The organism is Rheinheimera sp. MM224, assembly GCF_947090785.1.
Classification (GTDB): Bacteria; Pseudomonadota; Gammaproteobacteria; order Enterobacterales; family Alteromonadaceae; genus Pararheinheimera.
On record NZ_OX352320.1, the window covers coordinates 990332 to 1008839 of the forward strand.

The window sequence follows — 18508 nt, forward strand, 5'->3', positions numbered from 1 at the left end:
TATGTTATTAAAATCTTTGGATCATATATTCTGGTTAGGCCGTTATCTGGAGCGTCTGGATGACACGGCCCGCTTAATTAATGCCACCAGCCATTTGCTGATCGACAGTCACAAAGACAGCCAGTTCAGCTGGCCCTTATTACTGGATGTATTAGGGCAGAATGGCGCTGAACTCTTAAGTCAGTTACCACCAAGCGATTTGACGGTCGAACAGCAAGTGATGGGCTTTTTAATTACAGACGCCGACAGTGAAGTCTCTATCCGTTCGGCTTGCAGCGCACTGAAACAAAATGCCAGAACAGTACGACAACTGATCCCCCGTGATATGTGGGAAGAGCTGAATTCACTGGATTTGTTTTTACAAGAGCATTGCCAGCAGTTACAAGGCCGTCAGCACAGATACCGTTTAATGACGGAGGTCAGCCGCCGTTGTCAGATGGTGGTGGGGGTGCTGGACGGCACTATGCTTCGCAGCGACGCTTTTGATTTGTTTAATATTGGCCGGCATGTAGAGCGGGCTGATATGACGACCCGTATTATGGATGTGATGGTATTGCAGCAGCTGCAGCCGACGGATATTAAAAGACCACGTTTTCGCTGGACTTCTATTCTGAATGCTTTGGGTGGGGTAGAGTCGTACCACTATTATCTGGCGCACCAAAACACCGAAGTGGATGCGGTGGATTATTTGCTGACCTACGCTGACTTTCCACGCTCCATTGCGTATTGTTTGCATAGAGTGGCTGCGTCAGCCAAAGCTTTGCCTCATAGTGCTGCTATATTGCAACGGGTCTGGCAGTTGCAGGACTTGTTAAAAACACAAAACTTATCAGAATTGACCACAGGTCAGCTGCATCAGCTGATTGACCAATTTCAAACAGGGATTATTGAATTGCATCAGGTGATTAGCACGCCAAAACTTGAATTCTCCACAGATCTCAGCCAACAAATGTCGGCCTGATGATGACTGTGGAAAGTCAGGAGTTGAGTGAGCAACTAAGATGGACTGATTTGCCGCAGTGGCAGCAGTTGCAGCTCTGGTGGCAGCAGCAAAGTCAGCAGCATCTGGTGCAGCTGCATACTGATTTGCAACATCAGCTGCGGGAAAACGGTGCTACTTTTGATCCCTGGCTGGAGCAACAACGTCAGCTGGATTTAATGCCATGGCTGGTTAGTGATACCCAGTGGCAAGAGTTGCAGGCCGGTGTAAAGCAGCGCCAATTGCTGCTCTCTCTGGTATTGCAGGATTTGTACGGCCCTCAGCTTCTGATCCAGCAGGGGCTATTGCCTGCAGAACTTATTTTCCAGAACAAAAACTATCTGTTGCCTTGCCATCAGTTGGTACCCACTCACCAGCAATGGCTGAGTTTGCTGGCGGTCGATATAGGCCGTGATGCCACAGGCCAGTTTTGTGTCTATGCCGATCAAAGCCAGATGCCGGCGGGGCTGGGTTTTGTGTTAGAACACAGGCTGGCGTTTAACCACTGTATTGGTGAGCTGAATCACAGTATTGGCAAAAGCCAGCTGGCCGGGTTTTTCCGTAAATTGCAGTTGGTGTTTGCGCAGGGCACCGGCCATACCGCCGAAGGGCGACGACCACTTTGTGGTTTGTTAACCCACGGCAAACGTGACGCCGCTTATTTTGAACATGCATTTTTAGCCAATTATTTAGATATAGCCTTGATGCACAGCGCCGATCTGATGTTTAAAGATGGTGCTTTGTGGCTAAAAACTGTCACAGGTTTACAGCAGGTCGACAGCTTGATGCGCTATTTACCAGATGCCCGTTGTGATGCACTGGAGCTGGATCCGGACTCCACAGGTACTGCTGGTTTATTGCAAAGCATTCGTCAGCAGCAGCTATTTTGCGCCAATCCGCCAGGAGCTGCCTTAGTGGACTCCGGTGTGTTATTGCCCTTTTTACCTGCGCTTTGTCGAACGCTGTTAAATGAAGAATTGCAATTGCCCACTACTGCCGCTTTTTGGTGTGGCAAGCCTGAGCAGTTGCAACTGGTGTTATCTGATGCAATAAATTACAGATTCCGCAGAATTGATACAGCCCAAAGCTGGCTTTGGACTGAACTGGACCCGCTGCAACAACAAGATTTACAGCAGCAATTGGCGACTTGTCCTGAGCTTTTTATTGCTATCCGCTTGCTGCCATTGTGTTCTGTACCCTGCTGGAACGCGACTCAAGGTCAGCATCAGCAGTATGGCGTGTTGCGTTTATTTGGTTTGTTGTCCGAGCAGCATAGTCCGGCTGTGATGCCTGGCGCTTTGGCTCGTATCAGCCCTGATGCGCAAAGCCTGCAGCATCAGTACAGTATGGGGTTTGTTGCCAAAGATGTCTGGGTGCTGGCCGATCAGGACCATGCGGTTAGCCTGCTGCAAAATACCCAAAAACGCATTTTGTTATCCCGTCATAGTGGCTTGCTGCCAAGCCGTGTCGCCGACCATTTATTCTGGCTGGGCCGTTATAACGAGCGATTAAATTTAGTCTGCCGGGCTTTACGTTACACAGTGCCGCTCTTAACAAGCGCAGGGGTAACCAGCTTTCAGGTCACAGCTGGGCAACAAAGTGATAGCAGAGCTTTAGTTCGGTTTTGCTTGCAGGCCAATGGCACTTTGCCAGACAGCGTAGCTTTGAGTTCATTACAGCAGACCAGCGCCTTGCAGCAGGCCTTAAGTGAACTCTTTTCGCTACAGCATCCGGCCGGTTTGGCGCAGGTGCTGAAAAACTTACTCTTTAATGCGCAGTCGGTGCGGGAATACTTCAGCGAAGACACCTGGTATGTGCTGGATAAATTACAGCTGGCGCTGACGCAATGGCCAAACCCACTGAACTGGCAGCAGCCGCAACAAATGGTGCGTTTGCTGGATGAGGTCATATTATTGCAGACCGCTATTTATGGTCTGAATAACGAAACCATGAGCCGTACCCAAACCCTGAGGTTTATGGATTTAGGCCAACATATGGAAAGGGCATTGCAAAGTGTCACTCTGCTGCAGGAAGTGTTTGTATTTGATCAGGGCCGCAACTGCAGTGCTTCGTTGATGGAGTCTGTGCTGCGTATGACGGATACCTTAATGACCTACAGGCGCCGTTATAAAACCGAGTTGCACCCGCTGGCGGTGATTGATTTGCTGCTACTGGATGACAGCACGCCACGTTCTGTGGGTTATCAGTGCGCCCGTCTTGCCAGTCAAATTCAGCAACTGCCTAAACCTGGTGCTGCTGTGGTACTGAGTCGTGAGCAAAAACTGGCAGTAGAGCTGGTGTCTTTATTGCAACTGGCCGAACCAGAACAACTCTTTGATGATCAGTTACAGGCGACACCAGAGCTGAGTCGTTTATTACAGCAGTTGCATGCCGTGCTTAGGCAACTGTCCGACAGCATTACTCTATCGTATTTCAGCCATGCGGAAGCAGGCAAATCCTGGCAGAGTTTTTAAATGGGCATTGATATGAATTTCAGGCGGGCGGGGACAAGCCCCGCCCCTACATTGTCGCCGCACTGTAAATACAATTACGTTGCGGACCGAGCAACAAGGCCGACTATATGAAGTACCAGATCCGCCACCTGACCCGTTATTGTTACCAGCATCCTGTGGCCAACAGTTACAATCTGGCTTGTTTGCAGCCACGGCAATTACCGACACAAGAGCTGTGCAGTTTCAACTTAGAGGTGTTACCCACTGCTTCTTCTGTTTATGCCAGAACAGATACCTTTGGTAATACCCAGCATTTTATTCACTTGCAGCCACCACACCAGCAACTGGCTGTGACTGCTTACTCTGTTGTTGAAGTTTTGCCACGCCAGCAAAGTCTGGCTTTGGATTTAACTCAGCCCTGGCCACAAGTCGCGGCTTTTTTCCGCCAGCAACAAGGTTATTCACCCGATCAACTTAAAGCACTGTTGTGCACAGGCCCAAGCCGGATGATCCCCGTGCTTGATGAAACAAAGGCATTGATCCAGAGCATAGCTGACCCGACTTTGACCGTATTACAGCTGGCGCAACAACTGACAGATCTGATTTTTCACCAGTTTGAATACGACCCTGAATTTAGCTCAGTGGTCACTCCTGTGTCCGAAGTGCTGTTGCATAAAAAAGGCGTCTGTCAGGACTTTGCTCAGCTCGCCGTCAGCTGTTTACGCGCTTTAGGTATTCCCAGTCGTTATGTCAGTGGTTATCTGGAAACCTCACCACCAGAAGGCCAGCCACGTTTAATAGGAGCTGATGCATCCCATGCCTGGTTTGCTGTGTACGATCCGGAACTGGGTTGGGTCGATTTTGACCCCACTAATAACCTGATGCCGGCAGAACGTCATATCACCTTAGCTTATGGCCGCGACTATGCCGATGTAGTGCCACTGAAAGGCTTGCTGCAGGGACATGGCGTGCATCAGTTAGAAGTGGAAGTGGATGTAGTGCCGATTTGAACTGTGCTGGTTCTGCCTTGTGCTGTATCTTTTTGCGGAGTCAAACCAAACATCCTGCTGTATTCACGGGTAAATTGCGGCACGCTTTCGTAGCCTACTGCAAAAGCTGCGCTGCCAGCTTTTAAGCCTTCAGCACGCATTAAACGCCGTGCTTCTATCAGCCGTAATTGTTTCTGAAATTGCAGCGGTGACAACGAAGTCACAGTGCGAAAGTGTTGATAAAAGGAGGAAGGGCTCATTCCTGCAATGGCAGCCAGTTGCTCCATCTGCAGTGGCTGACGAAAATCTGCTCTGAGTACGGCCACTGCTTTGGCTATTTGTCGGATATGGCTGTCCTGATAACCAAGTCGCTGAATGGCAGCGCCATGGCGTCCAGCTAACAACCAGTAGTGCATCTCCCGCACCAGTTGTTTGTGCAGCACAGGCACTGATTCTGGTCTGTCTAACAAGTTCATCAGGCGAAGTGCTGCGTCGGCCACTTGTTGGTCTGTAGGTTGAACCTGCACCGGAACCTGCGAGCTTTGTTTGGGCTGCGCCATGTGTTCCGTCAGCTCAGCAATCACACTCAGATCCAAATCCAGCACTAGTGAGATGTAGGGGGCGTCCAGGCTTGCCTCTGTAATTTGACTGATGGTTGGCACATCGGCACTGATCAACAAAGAATCACCGGTACTAAAGTCAAACACCTCTGAACCCATTACCACTTGTTTTTTGCCCTGCAACACCAGACAAACCAGCGGGCGCGATATAGCATATTCGAGCCCGCTTGGGGTATTCGAACGGATAGTTGTCAGGCCGGTAATGGGCGTTTGTGCAAGACCATTTGGGTTGGCATAAGCCTCGACATAACGGCGCACAGTGTTTAATAGCATATCTTTCATGGCTGATACTCTAGGCTACCAGAATTAGCCTTTGCAAGAGCTTTGGAGAATTAAGCAAAAAATGCGGATCTTCGGGTAAAGACCCTTAAGCTGGTTTTCTTTAGCATGCAGGGGTCTTAAACCACAGGAGAAAACGCATGACTAAAATCGCTTTAGTAACAGGAGCCAGCCGTGGGCTTGGCCGTAATACCGCACTGAATATTGCCCGTCGTGGCGCAGATGTCATCATTACTTATCAGAGTCGCGAGCAAGAGGCGCAAGCTGTAGTGACAGAAATCCGTGCTATGGGCCGTAAAGCTGTAGCTTTGCAGCTGGATACAGCTGCTGTGGCAGGTTTTGCCAGCTTTGCTGCGCGGCTGCGCACTTTGTTGGCTGACATCTGGCAACGCGATACCTTTGATCATTTGGTGAATAATGCCGGTCATGGTGACTATGCACTCATTGAGCACACCACAGAGGCTCAATTTGACCAATTGGTGAATGTGCATTTTAAAGGTGTGTTTTTCCTGACGCAGAGGTTGTTGCCTTTGCTGGCAGACGGAGGGCGTATTGTGAATTTATCTACTGGATTAACGCGGATATCAGCGCCTGGCTGGGCGGCTTATGCTGCGGTCAAAGCTGCAGTGGAAATGCTGACCGTTTATATGGCAAAAGAGTTTGGTCCACGTGGTATAGCAGTCAATACAGTAGCGCCAGGTGCGATAGAAACTGACTTCTTTGGCGGCGCAGTGCGTGATACCCCTGACTTTAACAAGTTCTTTGCCGATATGACGGCTTTAGGCCGGGTCGGAGTTGCTGATGATATAGGCCCTATGGTGGCCAGTTTATTGTCGGAAGACCATCGGTGGGTCAATGCTCAACGTATTGAAGTATCAGGTGGGCAGGGGATTTAACAAAGTTACAGCTGCACCATGCTGGGTCTGGCTGGTGCAGCTGCTTTACTGGACGAGCCAGGTTTTTCGGAGCTACAAACTATAATCCTGCGTCAGTTCGTCATCGCCTTTTTCCAGCTCAAAACTGACTGTGTCGCCGTCGGCGCAAAGTTGTACTATTTTGCAAGGCACTCCTTCAGGCGTCAGCTCCAATAAGCCTATACCAGCAGCATTGACCAGACGGCGACCTTTGGTTTCACCTATAGGCCTGTGATGGGTGATGATCATACGGCGTCTTTTGGTAAACCAGTTCAGCGGCGAGCGGGAGGCGTAGAGCCAACGGTTAGCTGTGTCCAGTAAGGCCAGAAGGCGGTGAGGAAACTCATTTTTCAGGCCACTGCTGGTGATTTGCCAAATAGATGGGCTTTGTTGTTTGTGTCGTAGCTTTATCTGAAATACAAAGCTGTAATGCACATCACCGGATAAAATGACAAAGTTGCGGGGTGTTTTTGGATGACGGAATAAATTCAGCAGCGCATAAGCTGAACCCGGATGTGTCATCCAGTTTTCAGCGTCCACCATCAGAGGTTTACCAAAACTGGTAAAAATACGCTGAATAGTTTCAATCAGTTTGACGCCAAACACAGGAGCAGGGGAGACCAGCAATACAGCTGCATGGCCCAGCAGTTGTTGCTGCAATTCAGTAATAGATTCCCAGTCCATCAATCCCGAAGGTTTTTCCATCGCAAGCTCTGAGCGCCAACGTTGGGTGCGGGTATCCAGCACTAACAAGGGCGGTTGGGTAGGCCAGCTGTAATGCCATTCAGAGAATTTGAGCAGGTGATTGATACATTCGTCATGAGTTTCAGTGCCGGGTTGACTCAGGGCCTGTTGGCATAAAGGTATCAGCTTTTGCACTTTTTCCGGCGCATTACCAAAGCCCTGAAACAGCAAATAGCCCATCAGCGCATTGCCAATAATACGGCGGGAAAACGGGTGCTCGTAGGCGGTTTTTTCCCACTCTGCGGTTAAATTCCAATCGTCGGTAATATCGTGATCATCAAACATCATCGCGACTGGCATGTGGGCCATCAAACGTCTGACCTGGCCTAAACCTGCTTTAAACTCTGTCAGGTTGTTGCTGTAGATGACACAGCGCTTCTGGCGCTCCGGGCTGAAACTTTTCAGTAGCCCCTCCGGCATCTGCAAGTCCAGGCCCTGCCATGGCGCAGGCGACCAGACCAGCAGGTACATTGAAAATATTTCAGCCATAGAGATCAAGTGGTTGTGGGCGCTGTCTGTGGTAAATACCGGTTTTTTTGCGCCCTGAAATAGCTGCTTTAGCACCTGATAGCCAGCCTTTGTGTTCGGCAGTAATTGTTCACGCTGGTAATAATAGGGCGTTTTGCTATGCAGCTCATGGGCAGAGCTTAAGGTTGAACAAGGTAACTTTTCGTCAGCAAAATCCAGTTTAGCAATCAGCTGATGAATGGCATAAAGCGTAGGGGCTGCTACGTCGTCTGTGTAGACCTGATCACCACTTAACATCAGTAAGGATGGCCATTGATCCGGTGCTGTGTCTTTTAGCTGCTGATCGGCACGGACTAACGCATCACCCGAAGTAAAATGCGGTTTGCGGCAAGAGCCATGCAATACCGAATGCACTTTGGGTTTGAGAATAAAACCCGGTAAATCCCGGCCTGGATAAACTAAATCGTCCGCCCACTGCCGCCAGTCTTGCCAGTCGCCTGTGCTGGTTTTTAACTGCAGATCATAACTAATCCAGCGTTCAGTTGGCAGCGCCTCACTCAGTTCCAGATCCAGAAAATACAGATACAATTTGCCTGCAAGCTGAATTTGTTGCACCCAGGGTTGCAGCTGTTTTGCGTCAAACTGCACTGCTTCGCCTTGTTCAGGTTGGAGCTGAAGTTTCAGTTCTACTTGTTCTGAAGTGGCTAACCAAAGGCATATCCTGCCTGGTGTCAGACGGCGCAGCAGCGGACCTGCCCACACCAGCGTGATAGGATCAGAAATAACAACACTCCTTTTATTCTAACTATACAGCAGCTTAGCTTTGTATTTCCCGCAGTATCCCCGTGGCGCTGCTGCTTGTCCAGTAATTAGCCTTGTTTGCGTTGCGGGGTGCAGCTTTATGACTGCGGTTATCCGACAAAGTTTAGCAATTTTTTTGTCAAAGTTTGCGTAGCAGGCAGAACTGCATTAGCTTGTAATCTAGCTTTTTGGGAACTGAATCGCAGCTTAGGCGAATGGCTGCCTTTGACAACATATACAGAGCTTTTGGCTCTAAGGATCAAGGAATTACCATGGCAGACACAAACCATCTGAGTGCATTTAGCGGTGTATTGCGCGATTTGATCTCCTCTTTGCGTGATGCGCTGCTGTTTGGGGTTTTTGTGCTGCTGTTATTTTCACCGGAAACCGTCAAAGCCCGGCTGATAGAGGCAGGGTTTACCAAAGGCACCATAGGTGGAATGGAGTGGGAAGCTCAGGTGAAAGAAGCCTCAGACAATACCAAGTCTGCCGGTCAGACCTTAAGTCAGGCAAAGTTGGGTTACGACGAGCTGATAAGTCGGCTGGCTCAACTGGAGAACAAGGTGACCAACCCAGTGATCCAACGCGAGCTGGACAGTATTGGTGATGCAGCACAAAGCTCCCGTGCTGAGTTGGCTTCGGCTGATCAGGCGATTAAACGCAGCCTGGTGGCGCAGCAGCAATTGGTCAGTCAGGGATCATCGACAGTGGCCGAAACCACAGGCTGGGTGTTTTTAGGCAAAGTGACAGAAGATAAACATAGCTGGGAGCAAGGCTCGCCTAAAACCATCCACAGCATAGAGCCTGAAGCTTTAGTGGGAGCGACTTTGACCTTAAAAGATGATGTGTATTTACGTGACGATTCAGCCACTAATGTCAGAGCTATGGCGCCTTTGCTGGCTGTGGTGAAAATGGAAGAAAAGCTTGATGTGATCGATCTGGATTATTCGCATGCCAAAGCGGGCGGCTGGTTTGTCTGGGCTAAAGTAAAACGTCAGCCCACTTCTTAGCTTGGAGTCGCTTAAAAAAACAGGCCCAATTCAGGGCCTGTTTTTTTAGTGAAGCATAAAGAATTACAAGCTGGCTTTCAGCTGATACAACAAATCCAAAGCCTGACGGGCTGAGAGCTGATCAGGATCCAGTTTTGCCAGTTGCTCCAGTATAGGGTGAGGTTCGGCTTCGACAAACAATTGCTGTTGTAGCGGTTCTGCTGTTTTGGCCGCTGCTGGTGCTTTGGCGCTGACGACAGATTGTTGTTCCAACTGGGCCAGTTTTTGTTTGGCTTTTTGGATCACCACCCGCGGCACACCGGCCAGCTGTGCCACCTGTAAACCATAACTTTTACTGGCTGCGCCATCCTGCACCTGATGCATAAAGACGATGTGTTCGTCGTGTTCTACTGCATCCAGATGGATATTGGCTAAACCTTGTAACTGCGAGGCTAGTTCGGTTAGTTCAAAATAATGAGTAGCAAACAAAGTCATGGCTTTGAGTTGCTGAGCCAGATATTCAGCACAGGCCCATGCCAAAGACAAGCCATCATAAGTGCTGGTGCCACGGCCTATTTCATCCATCAGCACTAAACTTTGGGCTGTGGCATGATGCAAAATAGTGGCTGTTTCTGTCATTTCCACCATAAAAGTAGAACGGCCAGAGGCCAAATCATCGGATGCACCCACACGGGTGAATATTCTGTCGACAGGGCCTAATACAGCGCGCTCTGCCGGTACAAAACTGCCTATATAAGCCATCAGCACTATTAACGCATTCTGACGCATATAAGTCGATTTACCGCCCATATTCGGGCCTGTAATCATCAGCATGCGTCGCTCTGGCGAGAGCTTAAGTGGGTTGGCGATAAAAGGTTCAGTCATCACCTGTTCAACCACAGGGTGACGGCCAGCTTCTATCTGTATACCAGGCTCTGGCGTCAGCTCTGGCTGATGGTAGTTCAGTTGTTCAGCGCGCTCTGCGAAGTTGGTCAGTAAATCCAGTTCTGCCAAAGCCGCGGACAGTTGCTGCAATTCAGCAAGGTAAGGTGCTGTTAAATCAAATAACTCATCGTATAACTGCTTTTCCAACGCCAAAGCTTTGCTTTGACTACCAAGCACCTTGTCTTCGTATTCTTTTAATTCAGGAATAATAAAACGTTCGTTGTTTTTTAACGTCTGGCGGCGAATATAGTCCGCTGGCACCTGATCGGCAGCGCTGCGACCGGTTTCAATGTAATAGCCAGCAACTCTGTTAAAGCCGACTTTGAGTGAAGCAATACCAGTACGTTCTTTTTCACGTTGCTCCAGTCGCTCCAGATAATCAGTGGCACCAGTAGCGAGTTCCCGCCATTGATCCAATGCTGCGTTGTAGCCTGAAGCTATTACACCACCATCGCGAATCAGCATAGGTGGGGTTTCGACTATGGCACGCTCTAATAAACCACAAAGCTCTGGTAACGGTTGGCATTTAGTAGCGAGCTGCGTCAATAAAGGGCTGTGTAACAGAGTCAGTTCAGGGGACAGCTCTGGCAATAACTGCAAAGCAGCACGCAAACGCGAGAAATCACGAGGCCGGGCGCTTCGAAGTGCTAAACGGGCGATAACACGCTCCGTATCACCTACTTGTTTAAATAGCGGCTGTAAACTCTGGTGGTGTTGCTGCAATTCAGCCACGGCCTGATGACGGCCTGACACCAAAGTCTGATCGCGCAGCGGCGCATGGATCCAGCGCTTCAATAAACGACTGCCCATAGCGGTCTGGCATTGATCCAATACAGCGGCCAGGGTGTGGTCAAATTGGCCTGCTAAGGTTTGGGTTAGCTCTAAGTTACGTCGTGTTGCAGCATCCAGTACTATGCAGTCCTGATTGCGTTCTAAGGCGATAGAACGAATATGAGGTAACTGGGCGCGCTGGGTATCTTTGACATAACCCATTAAGCAACCCGCCGCCATTAATGCCACCGGTGCTTGTTCTACACCAAAACTTTGTAAGTCGCGGGTGCCAAATTGTTGGGTGAGTAAACGCTTGGCGTTGCTTAACTCAAACTCCCAGACAGGGCGGCGGCGCACGCCTTTACGGTTGATGACGCTATCCGGCCAGTCCTGTTCTTCAGCATATAAAATTTCCGCCGGATTTAACCGTTGTAATAAGGCCAATAAATCATCCAGATGGGTGACTTCATTAACTAAAAAGCGGCCGCTACTTAAATCTAAGTAAGCAAAACCATAACTGCCTTTTTGCTGATACAAAGCAGATACCAAGGTGTCCTGACGTTCATTCAGCAGCGCTTCATCTGTGACAGTGCCTGGCGTGACAATACGTACCACAGCACGTTCAACCGGGCCTTTGCTTAAGGCCGGATCGCCGATTTGCTCACAAATAGCGGCGGATTCACCCAGTTGCACTAAACGGGCTAAATAACCTTCAATCGAATGATAAGGCACGCCTGCCATAGGAATAGGCTGTCCTGCCGACTGGCCTCTTTTGGTCAGGGAAATATCTAACAGGGCAGATGCTTTTTTGGCGTCGTCATAAAACAGCTCGTAAAAGTCACCCATACGATAAAACAGCAAAATGTCAGGATGCTGGCATTTCAGGCCAAGGTACTGTTGCATCATCGGAGTGTGCGGGCTTAGGGCTTGCCCGTCTTTCTGTTCTGGCGGCATAATGGCTTAATAATTCCTGCGTTGGACCAAAGATGACAATTCCAGTAACCACCTATCAATTGGCGGCGGATCTCGGAGCGCTATTATTGCGGAAAAACTTCAGTATCACCACAGCAGAATCCTGCACTGGCGGTGGTATTGCTTATGTGTTGACCGCAGTACCCGGTAGTTCAGCTTATCTGGACCGATCTTTTGTCACCTACAGCAATAAATCCAAGCAACAACTCTTAGGGGTAAAAGCCGAAACTTTGTTGCAATACGGTGCTGTCAGTAAAGAAACAGTGCTGGAAATGGCGGTAGGTGCAGCCAAAGCTGCTGGTGCTGAAGTGGCGGTCGCTGTGTCTGGTATTGCAGGCCCTGATGGCGGTTCTGTTACTAAACCTGTGGGTACTGTGCATTTTTGTTTTGAAATTCAGGGCCATCAGGTATTGTCGCATCGTATTTTTGATGGCGACCGTGCGACAGTCCGCCAGCAGGCGATCGATTTTGTATTGCAGCAGCTGATCTTGTTATTGACAGACTAAAACAAAAAGACTACTGTATGAGCATACAGCACTTTGAGTGCATCCAAGAATTCACCGGAGAGAGCAATGGACGACAATAAACAAAAAGCACTGACCGCAGCCTTAGGTCAAATCGAACGCCAGTTTGGTAAAGGTTCAATTATGCGTTTGGGCGACAGCACAGCGCTTGATATCGACTTTATCCCTACAGGTTCGTTAGGTTTGGATATTGCGCTCGGCATAGGCGGTTTGCCTTGTGGTCGTATTGTTGAGATCTACGGTCCTGAATCTTCAGGTAAAACCACCTTAACTTTACAAGTTGTCGCTGAAGCTCAGCGCATGGGTAAAACCTGTGCTTTTATCGATGCTGAGCACGCTTTAGACCCTGTATATGCGAAAAAGTTAGGTGTAAATGTTGATGATTTATTAGTGTCTCAGCCGGATACAGGTGAACAGGCACTGGAAATCTGTGACATGTTAGTGCGTTCTGCTGCGGTAGACGTCATTGTTGTCGACTCCGTAGCTGCATTAACACCTCGCGCTGAAATTGAAGGCGATATGGGTGACAGCCACGTAGGTTTACAGGCGCGTTTAATGTCTCAGGCGCTGCGTAAACTGACGGGTAATATCAAACGTTCAAACACCTTATGTATTTTCATCAACCAAATCCGGATGAAAATTGGTGTGATGTTTGGCTCACCAGAAACGACTACTGGCGGTAACGCGTTAAAATTCTACGCTTCAGTCCGTTTAGATATTCGTCGTACTGGTTCTGTCAAAGATGGCGACGAAGTGACGGGTAACGAAACCCGCGTCAAAGTGGTGAAAAACAAAGTAGCACCGCCGTTTAAACAAGCCGAATTTATTATTATGTACGGCGCTGGTATCAGCAAAGATGGCGAGTTAGTGGACTTAGGTGTACTGCATAAGCTGATCGACAAAGCCGGTGCCTGGTACGCCTACAAAGGTAACAAAATTGGTCAGGGTAAAGCCAACGCCATGAAGTACCTGCAGGAAAACCCTGCTGTTGCCAAAGAAATTGAAGCCGAATTACGCCGTATGCTGTTACTGGAACCGTCGAAAGGTGCTCCGTCACCGGCAGAAGATTTTGGTATGGTGCCAGAAGACGCTGAAGCCGATCTGTAAGCTGCATTAGCCCTGGGCTGTAAGCTTAAAGAATAAGGGCAAAGAACAGGCGCAGATTAAAACAAACCCGGCTCAGGCCGGGTTTGTTGTTTTTGACTGTATGGCATTTGAGAAAACCAGATTTTATTTCCTGTCCTGTCGGCCCATTTTTAACATCAAAAGCTGATGATGCTGAGGTCTGAACTACTTGTATTCATTCATCAGCCATCTTTATTTTTATTTAGACGTCTAAACGTGTAGAAGTTGACATTTCCACTGCTTTGAGCCAGAGTAACCTCATTTTTCAGCCTTGTCGGAGATGCTATGCCTATTAAAGTCATTGATCAGTTACCTGCTGTGGAAGCTCTTTCTGCAGAGAATGTGTTTGTCATGACTGAAAGCCGGGCTTTATCGCAGGATATCCGGCCGCTGAAAATTGCCATTCTGAATTTGATGCCGAACAAAGTCGCGACTGAAATCCAGCTATTGCGCTTGTTAGCCAACAGTCCGCTGCAGGTGGATGTGGAGCTGATACGACTTGATAACCATGTCAGCAAACACACGCCACAAAATCATCTGGACTGTTTTTACCGCTATTTTTCTGATGTTCAGCAGCAAAATTATGACGGCCTGATTATCACGGGGGCGCCTTTAGGTTTAGTGAATTACGAGGATGTCAGTTACTGGCCTCAACTGGCAGAAATTCTGACCTGGGCTGATCGTCATGTGACTTCCACCTTATTTTTATGCTGGGCTGCTCATGCGGCTTTGTATCATTACTATGGCTTGCAGCGTGAAATTCGTGGTGAGAAGTTATCAGGGGTGTACTGGCAAAACGTCTCTCAACCTTTAAGTCCATTGGTACGGGGTTTTGATGATGAGTTTTTAGTGCCACATTCGCGTTATGCGCAGGTGCCGAAACAAAAGTATCAACATCACCCGGATTTGCATGTATTGGCAGAAGCCGATGCAACAGGGGCTTACTTGCTGCAAAACAGTACAGGCAGTCGGGTTTTTGTCACTGGCCATCCTGAGTATGATTTAACCACCTTAAACGATGAGTATCAGCGTGATTTAGCCGCAGGTCTTGAGCCTAAAATCCCTGAGAACTACTATAAACAAAACGATCCGGCTAAAGGTCCACATAAGTTATGGCAAAGTCATGCCTTTTTATTGTTCAGTAACTGGCTTAACTATTATGTGTATCAGGCCACACCTTTTGATATTCAGCAGATAGGGCGTTCGTCATGACCAATCGCACTGTGTTAACTCCAGACGCCCTTCGCGCGTTGTTGGCTGAGCGTATTCTGGTGTTAGATGGTGCTATGGGCACTATGATCCAGCAGTATAAATTACAGGAAGACGATTACCGCGGCACTGAATTTGCCGATTGGTCTACTGATCTGAAAGGCAATAACGATTTACTGGTGCTGACTAAACCTGAACTGATCCTGGATATCCATCGCCAGTACTTAGCTGCTGGTGCTGATATTCTGGAAACCAATAGCTTTAATGCCACGCCTATCGCTATGGCTGACTACGATATGTCGCATTTATCTGCCCGTATCAACCGCGAGTCAGCGGCTTTGGCGCGTCAGGCCTGTGATGAATACAGCACGCCAGATAAACCACGTTTTGTTGCAGGTGTATTAGGCCCAACCAACAGAACGGCTTCTATTTCACCTGATGTGAACGACCCAGGTTACCGTAATGTCGACTTTGATACTTTAGTCAGCGCTTACTGTGAGTCTACTCAGGCACTGATTGAAGGTGGTGCCGACATTATTATGTTGGAAACCATTTTTGATACCTTAAACGCCAAAGCCGCCGCTTTTGCTGTACTCAAAGTATTTGATGAGCTGGGTTTCAGTTTACCTGTGATGATCTCAGGTACTATCACCGACGCCTCTGGTCGTACTTTGTCCGGCCAGACTACTGAAGCTTTTTACCATTCATTAGCTCATGTTCAACCGGTCAGCTTTGGTCTGAATTGCGCTTTAGGTCCGGATTTATTGCGGCCTTATGTCGAGACTTTGTCTGGTATTTCACAATGTTATGTCTCAGTGCATCCAAACGCCGGTTTACCGAATGAATTTGGTGAATATGATTTAGGTGCAGTAGAGATGGCCAAAGAAATCGCCGACTGGGCAGAGCAGGGTTTTTTAAATATTGTTGGTGGTTGTTGTGGCACCACACCTGAACATATCCGTGCTATCAGTGATGTGGTTGCAGGAAAACCTGCGCGTCAGCCGAAAGAGAAAACGCACCAGTTTCATTTGTCTGGTTTAGAAGCTTTTGGTCTGGAGTGGTAATGCGACAACAAGCCCGTTTTATTAATGTTGGTGAACGCACCAATGTCACAGGCTCAGCCCGTTTTAAAAAGCTGATATTAGAAGGCGAATACGAAAAAGCGCTGGATGTTGCGCGTCAGCAAGTCGAAAGTGGTGCTCAGATCATCGATATCAACATGGATGAAGCCATGCTCGACAGCAAGGCGGCCATGGTGCGTTATCTGAATTTACTGGCGTCTGAGCCGGACATTTCCCGTGTGCCTATTATGGTCGATTCATCCAAGTGGGAAGTGATTGAAGCGGCGCTGAAATGTATTCAGGGTAAACCTGTCGTCAATTCTATTTCGCTCAAAGAAGGCATAGAGCCGTTTTTATACCAGGCAAAATTACTACGACGTTATGGTGCTGCTGTGGTGGTGATGGCCTTTGATGAAAAAGGTCAGGCTGACACTAAAGTCCGCAAAGTCGAAATCTGTCAGCGCGCTTATGACATTCTGGTCAATCAGATTGGCTTTCCGCCAGAAGATATTATCTTCGACCCGAATATTTTTGCTGTGGCGACCGGCATCGAAGAGCATAACAATTACGCGGTCGACTTTATTGAAGCCACCCGTGAAATCAAACGCTTATGCCCTTACGCTAAAATTTCAGGCGGTGTATCCAATATCTCCTTTTCGTTCCGTGGTAATGACCCGGTGCGCGAAGCCATGCACTCGGTATTTTTGTATCATGCCATTCAGGCTGGTATGGATATGGGCATAGTCAACGCCGGTCAACTGGCGGTCTATGACGATATTCCAGAGTTGTTGCGTGAGCGGGTTGAGGACGTGATCTTAAACCGACGTGAAGATGCGACAGAACGTTTGCTCGACATTGCGGCTGAGTTTAAAGGTGATGGTTCTGTTGCCGTCAAAGAAGACGAAGCCTGGCGCGCCTGGCCCGTGAATAAACGTCTTGAACATGCGTTGGTGAAAGGTATTACCGACTTTATCGATCAGGACACTGAAGAAGCCCGCTTAACTGTTGAACGTCCCTTGCACGTGATTGAAGGTCCGCTGATGGACGGCATGAACGTGGTAGGCGACTTATTCGGTGAAGGCAAAATGTTCTTGCCTCAAGTGGTTAAATCCGCCCGAGTCATGAAAAAAGCAGTGGCCTATTTACAGCCTTTTATTGAACTGGAAAAAGCCGGTACCGGCGCCCGGGCTCAGGGCAAAGTGCTGATGGCGACAGTCAAAGGTGACGTACACGACATAGGCAAAAACATTGTAGGCGTAGTGCTGCAATGTAATAACTATGAAGTCATCGACCTTGGCGTGATGGTGCCTTGTGCCACCTTGCTGCAAAAAGCCAAAGAGCTGAATGTAGATATTATCGGCTTGTCCGGTCTTATTACGCCGTCTTTAGATGAAATGGTGCATGTAGCCAAAGAAATGACCCGCTTAGGTTTTGATATCCCGCTGCTGATTGGTGGCGCTACGACATCCAAAGCTCATACAGCAATCAAAATTGCACCGAATTATCAGCATGGCGTGGTCTATGTGCCAAATGCTTCGCGCAGCGTGTCAGTGGTGCAGTCACTGATCAGCAAAGAACATAAACCGGCCTTTTTGGAACGGGTGAACGACGAATACGACAGAGCCCGTGACCAGCATGCCCGCAGTCGCCCTGGTGAGAAACTGCTGACTCTGGAGCAAGCCCGGGCTAATAAATTCAAACTGGATTTAACCAAAGTGGCACCTGCACCTAAACAGCCTGGTGTGCATTTATGGCAGGATGTTGATTTAGAAGTACTGCGCGATTATATCGACTGGACGCCATTTTTCCTGACCTGGCAATTGTCCGGTAAGTATCCTGCCATTTTGAATCATCCTGACGTGGGCATGGAAGCACGTCGTGTGCACAGAGACGCTAACGCTATTCTTGACTTGATGATCCGCCAGAAAAAAGTGCAGGGCAAAGCCGTATTTGGCTTTTTTCCGGCCAATAGTGATGGCGATGATATTGTCGTCTACACGGATGAGAGCAGAACAGCGGAGCGTTGCCGTTTGTTTAATTTACGTCAGCAACTACAGCTGCGTAACGACAATCCAAACTGCTGCTTAGCTGACTTTGTTGCGCCTGTGGGTTCTGGCATTGCTGATTACATTGGCGGTTTTGCTGTCAGTACGGGTTTTGGCGCTGATGAGCTGGCTGATGAATTTGCTGCTCAGCACGATGATTACAACAGTATAATGGTCAAAGCCTTAGCTGACCGTTTAGCTGAAGCATTAGCCGAATACCTGCATATGAAGGTACGACGTGAGCTATGGGGTTATGCACCGGACGAGGCTCTGGATAACGAGCAGCTTATTCGTGAGCTGTATCAGGGTATAAGACCTGCGCCTGGTTATCCGGCTTGTCCTGAGCATACGGAAAAAGGCACTTTATGGCAGTTGTTGGATGTGGAGGCTCAAACCGGCATCCAGCTGACTGAAAGTTATGCGATGTGGCCTGGTGCTGCAGTCAGTGGTTGGTACTTTGGGCATCCTGATAGCAAATACTTTGCTGTCAGCAAAATTGGCACCGACCAAAAAGATGAATACGCCGCGAAAAAAGGCTGGTCAGTTGAACAGGCGGAAAGCTGGTTAGCCCCGAACTTAGGCTAACCAAGCCAAAGAGTCAGAGCCAAGGCTCTGACCCT

Annotated in this window: 13 protein-coding genes; 10 read left to right on the top strand and 3 right to left on the bottom strand. The window is 48.7% G+C overall.

What is annotated here, in order from left to right; genetic code table 11:
- The first annotated feature begins 1 nt into the window (after position 1).
- The 3 genes from OM978_RS04680 to OM978_RS04690 all read left to right on the top strand — a co-directional run bounded on the left by OM978_RS04680 (position 2) and on the right by OM978_RS04690 (position 4442).
- Entirely contained in the window at positions 2-961 is a 960-nt protein-coding gene (locus OM978_RS04680) for an alpha-E domain-containing protein (RefSeq protein ID WP_264345742.1), read from the top strand.
- On the top strand, positions 961-3453 hold the full coding sequence (locus OM978_RS04685; protein WP_264345743.1) for a circularly permuted type 2 ATP-grasp protein: 2493 nt from the start codon (positions 961-963) through the stop codon (positions 3451-3453). Before OM978_RS04680 ends, OM978_RS04685 begins: the two co-directional genes overlap by 1 nt.
- A gap of 107 nt (positions 3454-3560) precedes the next feature.
- Complete coding sequence (locus OM978_RS04690) at positions 3561-4442, top strand: transglutaminase family protein (RefSeq protein WP_233007953.1); 882 nt, start codon at positions 3561-3563, stop codon at positions 4440-4442.
- Here the strand turns inward: OM978_RS04690 and OM978_RS04695 are convergent.
- Positions 4406-5323 (bottom strand): AraC family transcriptional regulator, encoded by a 918-nt coding sequence (locus OM978_RS04695; protein ID WP_264345744.1) that lies wholly within the window; start codon positions 5321-5323, stop codon positions 4406-4408. The genes OM978_RS04690 and OM978_RS04695 overlap by 37 nt on opposite strands.
- A 137-nt stretch (positions 5324-5460) precedes the next feature.
- Here OM978_RS04695 and OM978_RS04700 point away from each other — a divergent pair, with 137 nt between their 5' ends.
- Positions 5461-6216 (top strand): SDR family NAD(P)-dependent oxidoreductase, encoded by a 756-nt coding sequence (locus OM978_RS04700; RefSeq protein ID WP_264345745.1) that lies wholly within the window; start codon positions 5461-5463, stop codon positions 6214-6216.
- 72 nt (positions 6217-6288) lie between these two features.
- Here the strand turns inward: OM978_RS04700 and OM978_RS04705 are convergent, their stop codons facing one another.
- Positions 6289-8208 carry an alkaline phosphatase D family protein gene (locus OM978_RS04705; protein WP_264345746.1) on the bottom strand — a complete coding sequence of 640 codons (1920 nt, stop codon included), beginning with the start codon at positions 8206-8208 and terminating at the stop codon, positions 6289-6291.
- Between the two features lie 311 nt (positions 8209-8519).
- Between OM978_RS04705 and OM978_RS04710 the strand changes: the two genes are divergently transcribed.
- Positions 8520-9257: a hypothetical protein gene (locus OM978_RS04710; protein ID WP_264345747.1), complete on the top strand. Its 738-nt coding sequence runs from the start codon at positions 8520-8522 to the stop codon at positions 9255-9257.
- 63 nt (positions 9258-9320) lie between these two features.
- On the opposite strand, the gene mutS is transcribed toward OM978_RS04710, so the two are convergent.
- The gene (gene mutS / locus OM978_RS04715; protein WP_264345748.1) at positions 9321-11906 is read right to left on the bottom strand and encodes a DNA mismatch repair protein MutS; all 2586 of its coding nucleotides are present in this window, start codon (positions 11904-11906) and stop codon (positions 9321-9323) included.
- Between the two features lie 32 nt (positions 11907-11938).
- Between mutS and OM978_RS04720 the strand changes: the two genes are divergently transcribed.
- From OM978_RS04720 to metH, 5 genes are all read left to right on the top strand, one after another.
- Positions 11939-12430 carry a CinA family protein gene (locus OM978_RS04720; RefSeq protein WP_264345749.1) on the top strand — a complete coding sequence of 164 codons (492 nt, stop codon included), beginning with the start codon at positions 11939-11941 and terminating at the stop codon, positions 12428-12430.
- Between the two features lie 66 nt (positions 12431-12496).
- Positions 12497-13555: a recombinase RecA gene (gene recA, locus OM978_RS04725; protein ID WP_233007960.1), complete on the top strand. Its 1059-nt coding sequence runs from the start codon at positions 12497-12499 to the stop codon at positions 13553-13555.
- 303 nt (positions 13556-13858) lie between these two features.
- A complete protein-coding gene (gene metA / locus OM978_RS04730) occupies positions 13859-14785 on the top strand; it encodes a homoserine O-acetyltransferase MetA (RefSeq protein WP_264345750.1) in 927 nt (308 codons plus the stop codon).
- Positions 14782-15846: a homocysteine S-methyltransferase family protein gene (locus tag OM978_RS21450; RefSeq protein ID WP_319633894.1), complete on the top strand. Its 1065-nt coding sequence runs from the start codon at positions 14782-14784 to the stop codon at positions 15844-15846. The genes metA and OM978_RS21450 overlap by 4 nt, the downstream gene beginning before the upstream one ends.
- Positions 15846-18473 (top strand): methionine synthase, encoded by a 2628-nt coding sequence (gene metH / locus OM978_RS04735; protein WP_319633895.1) that lies wholly within the window; start codon positions 15846-15848, stop codon positions 18471-18473. The genes OM978_RS21450 and metH overlap by 1 nt, the downstream gene beginning before the upstream one ends.
- Positions 18474-18508: the final 35 nt, after the last annotated feature.

Excerpts from the sequence above, each read along its gene's own strand:
- OM978_RS04695 (WP_264345744.1), bottom strand. The coding sequence starts at position 5,323 with ATGAAAGATATGCTATTAAACACTGTGCGCCGTTATGTCGAGGCTTAT.
- OM978_RS21450 (WP_319633894.1), top strand. The coding sequence starts at position 14,782 with ATGACCAATCGCACTGTGTTAACTCCAGACGCCCTTCGCGCGTTGTTG.
- mutS (WP_264345748.1), bottom strand. The coding sequence starts at position 11,906 with ATGCCGCCAGAACAGAAAGACGGGCAAGCCCTAAGCCCGCACACTCCG.
- OM978_RS04690 (WP_233007953.1), top strand. The coding sequence starts at position 3,561 with ATGAAGTACCAGATCCGCCACCTGACCCGTTATTGTTACCAGCATCCT.
- OM978_RS04680 (WP_264345742.1), top strand. The coding sequence starts at position 2 with ATGTTATTAAAATCTTTGGATCATATATTCTGGTTAGGCCGTTATCTG.
- OM978_RS04720 (WP_264345749.1), top strand. The coding sequence starts at position 11,939 with ATGACAATTCCAGTAACCACCTATCAATTGGCGGCGGATCTCGGAGCG.
- OM978_RS04700 (WP_264345745.1), top strand. The coding sequence starts at position 5,461 with ATGACTAAAATCGCTTTAGTAACAGGAGCCAGCCGTGGGCTTGGCCGT.
- recA (WP_233007960.1), top strand. The coding sequence starts at position 12,497 with ATGGACGACAATAAACAAAAAGCACTGACCGCAGCCTTAGGTCAAATC.
- metH (WP_319633895.1), top strand. The coding sequence starts at position 15,846 with ATGCGACAACAAGCCCGTTTTATTAATGTTGGTGAACGCACCAATGTC.
- OM978_RS04710 (WP_264345747.1), top strand. The coding sequence starts at position 8,520 with ATGGCAGACACAAACCATCTGAGTGCATTTAGCGGTGTATTGCGCGAT.
- metA (WP_264345750.1), top strand. The coding sequence starts at position 13,859 with ATGCCTATTAAAGTCATTGATCAGTTACCTGCTGTGGAAGCTCTTTCT.
- OM978_RS04685 (WP_264345743.1), top strand. The coding sequence starts at position 961 with ATGATGACTGTGGAAAGTCAGGAGTTGAGTGAGCAACTAAGATGGACT.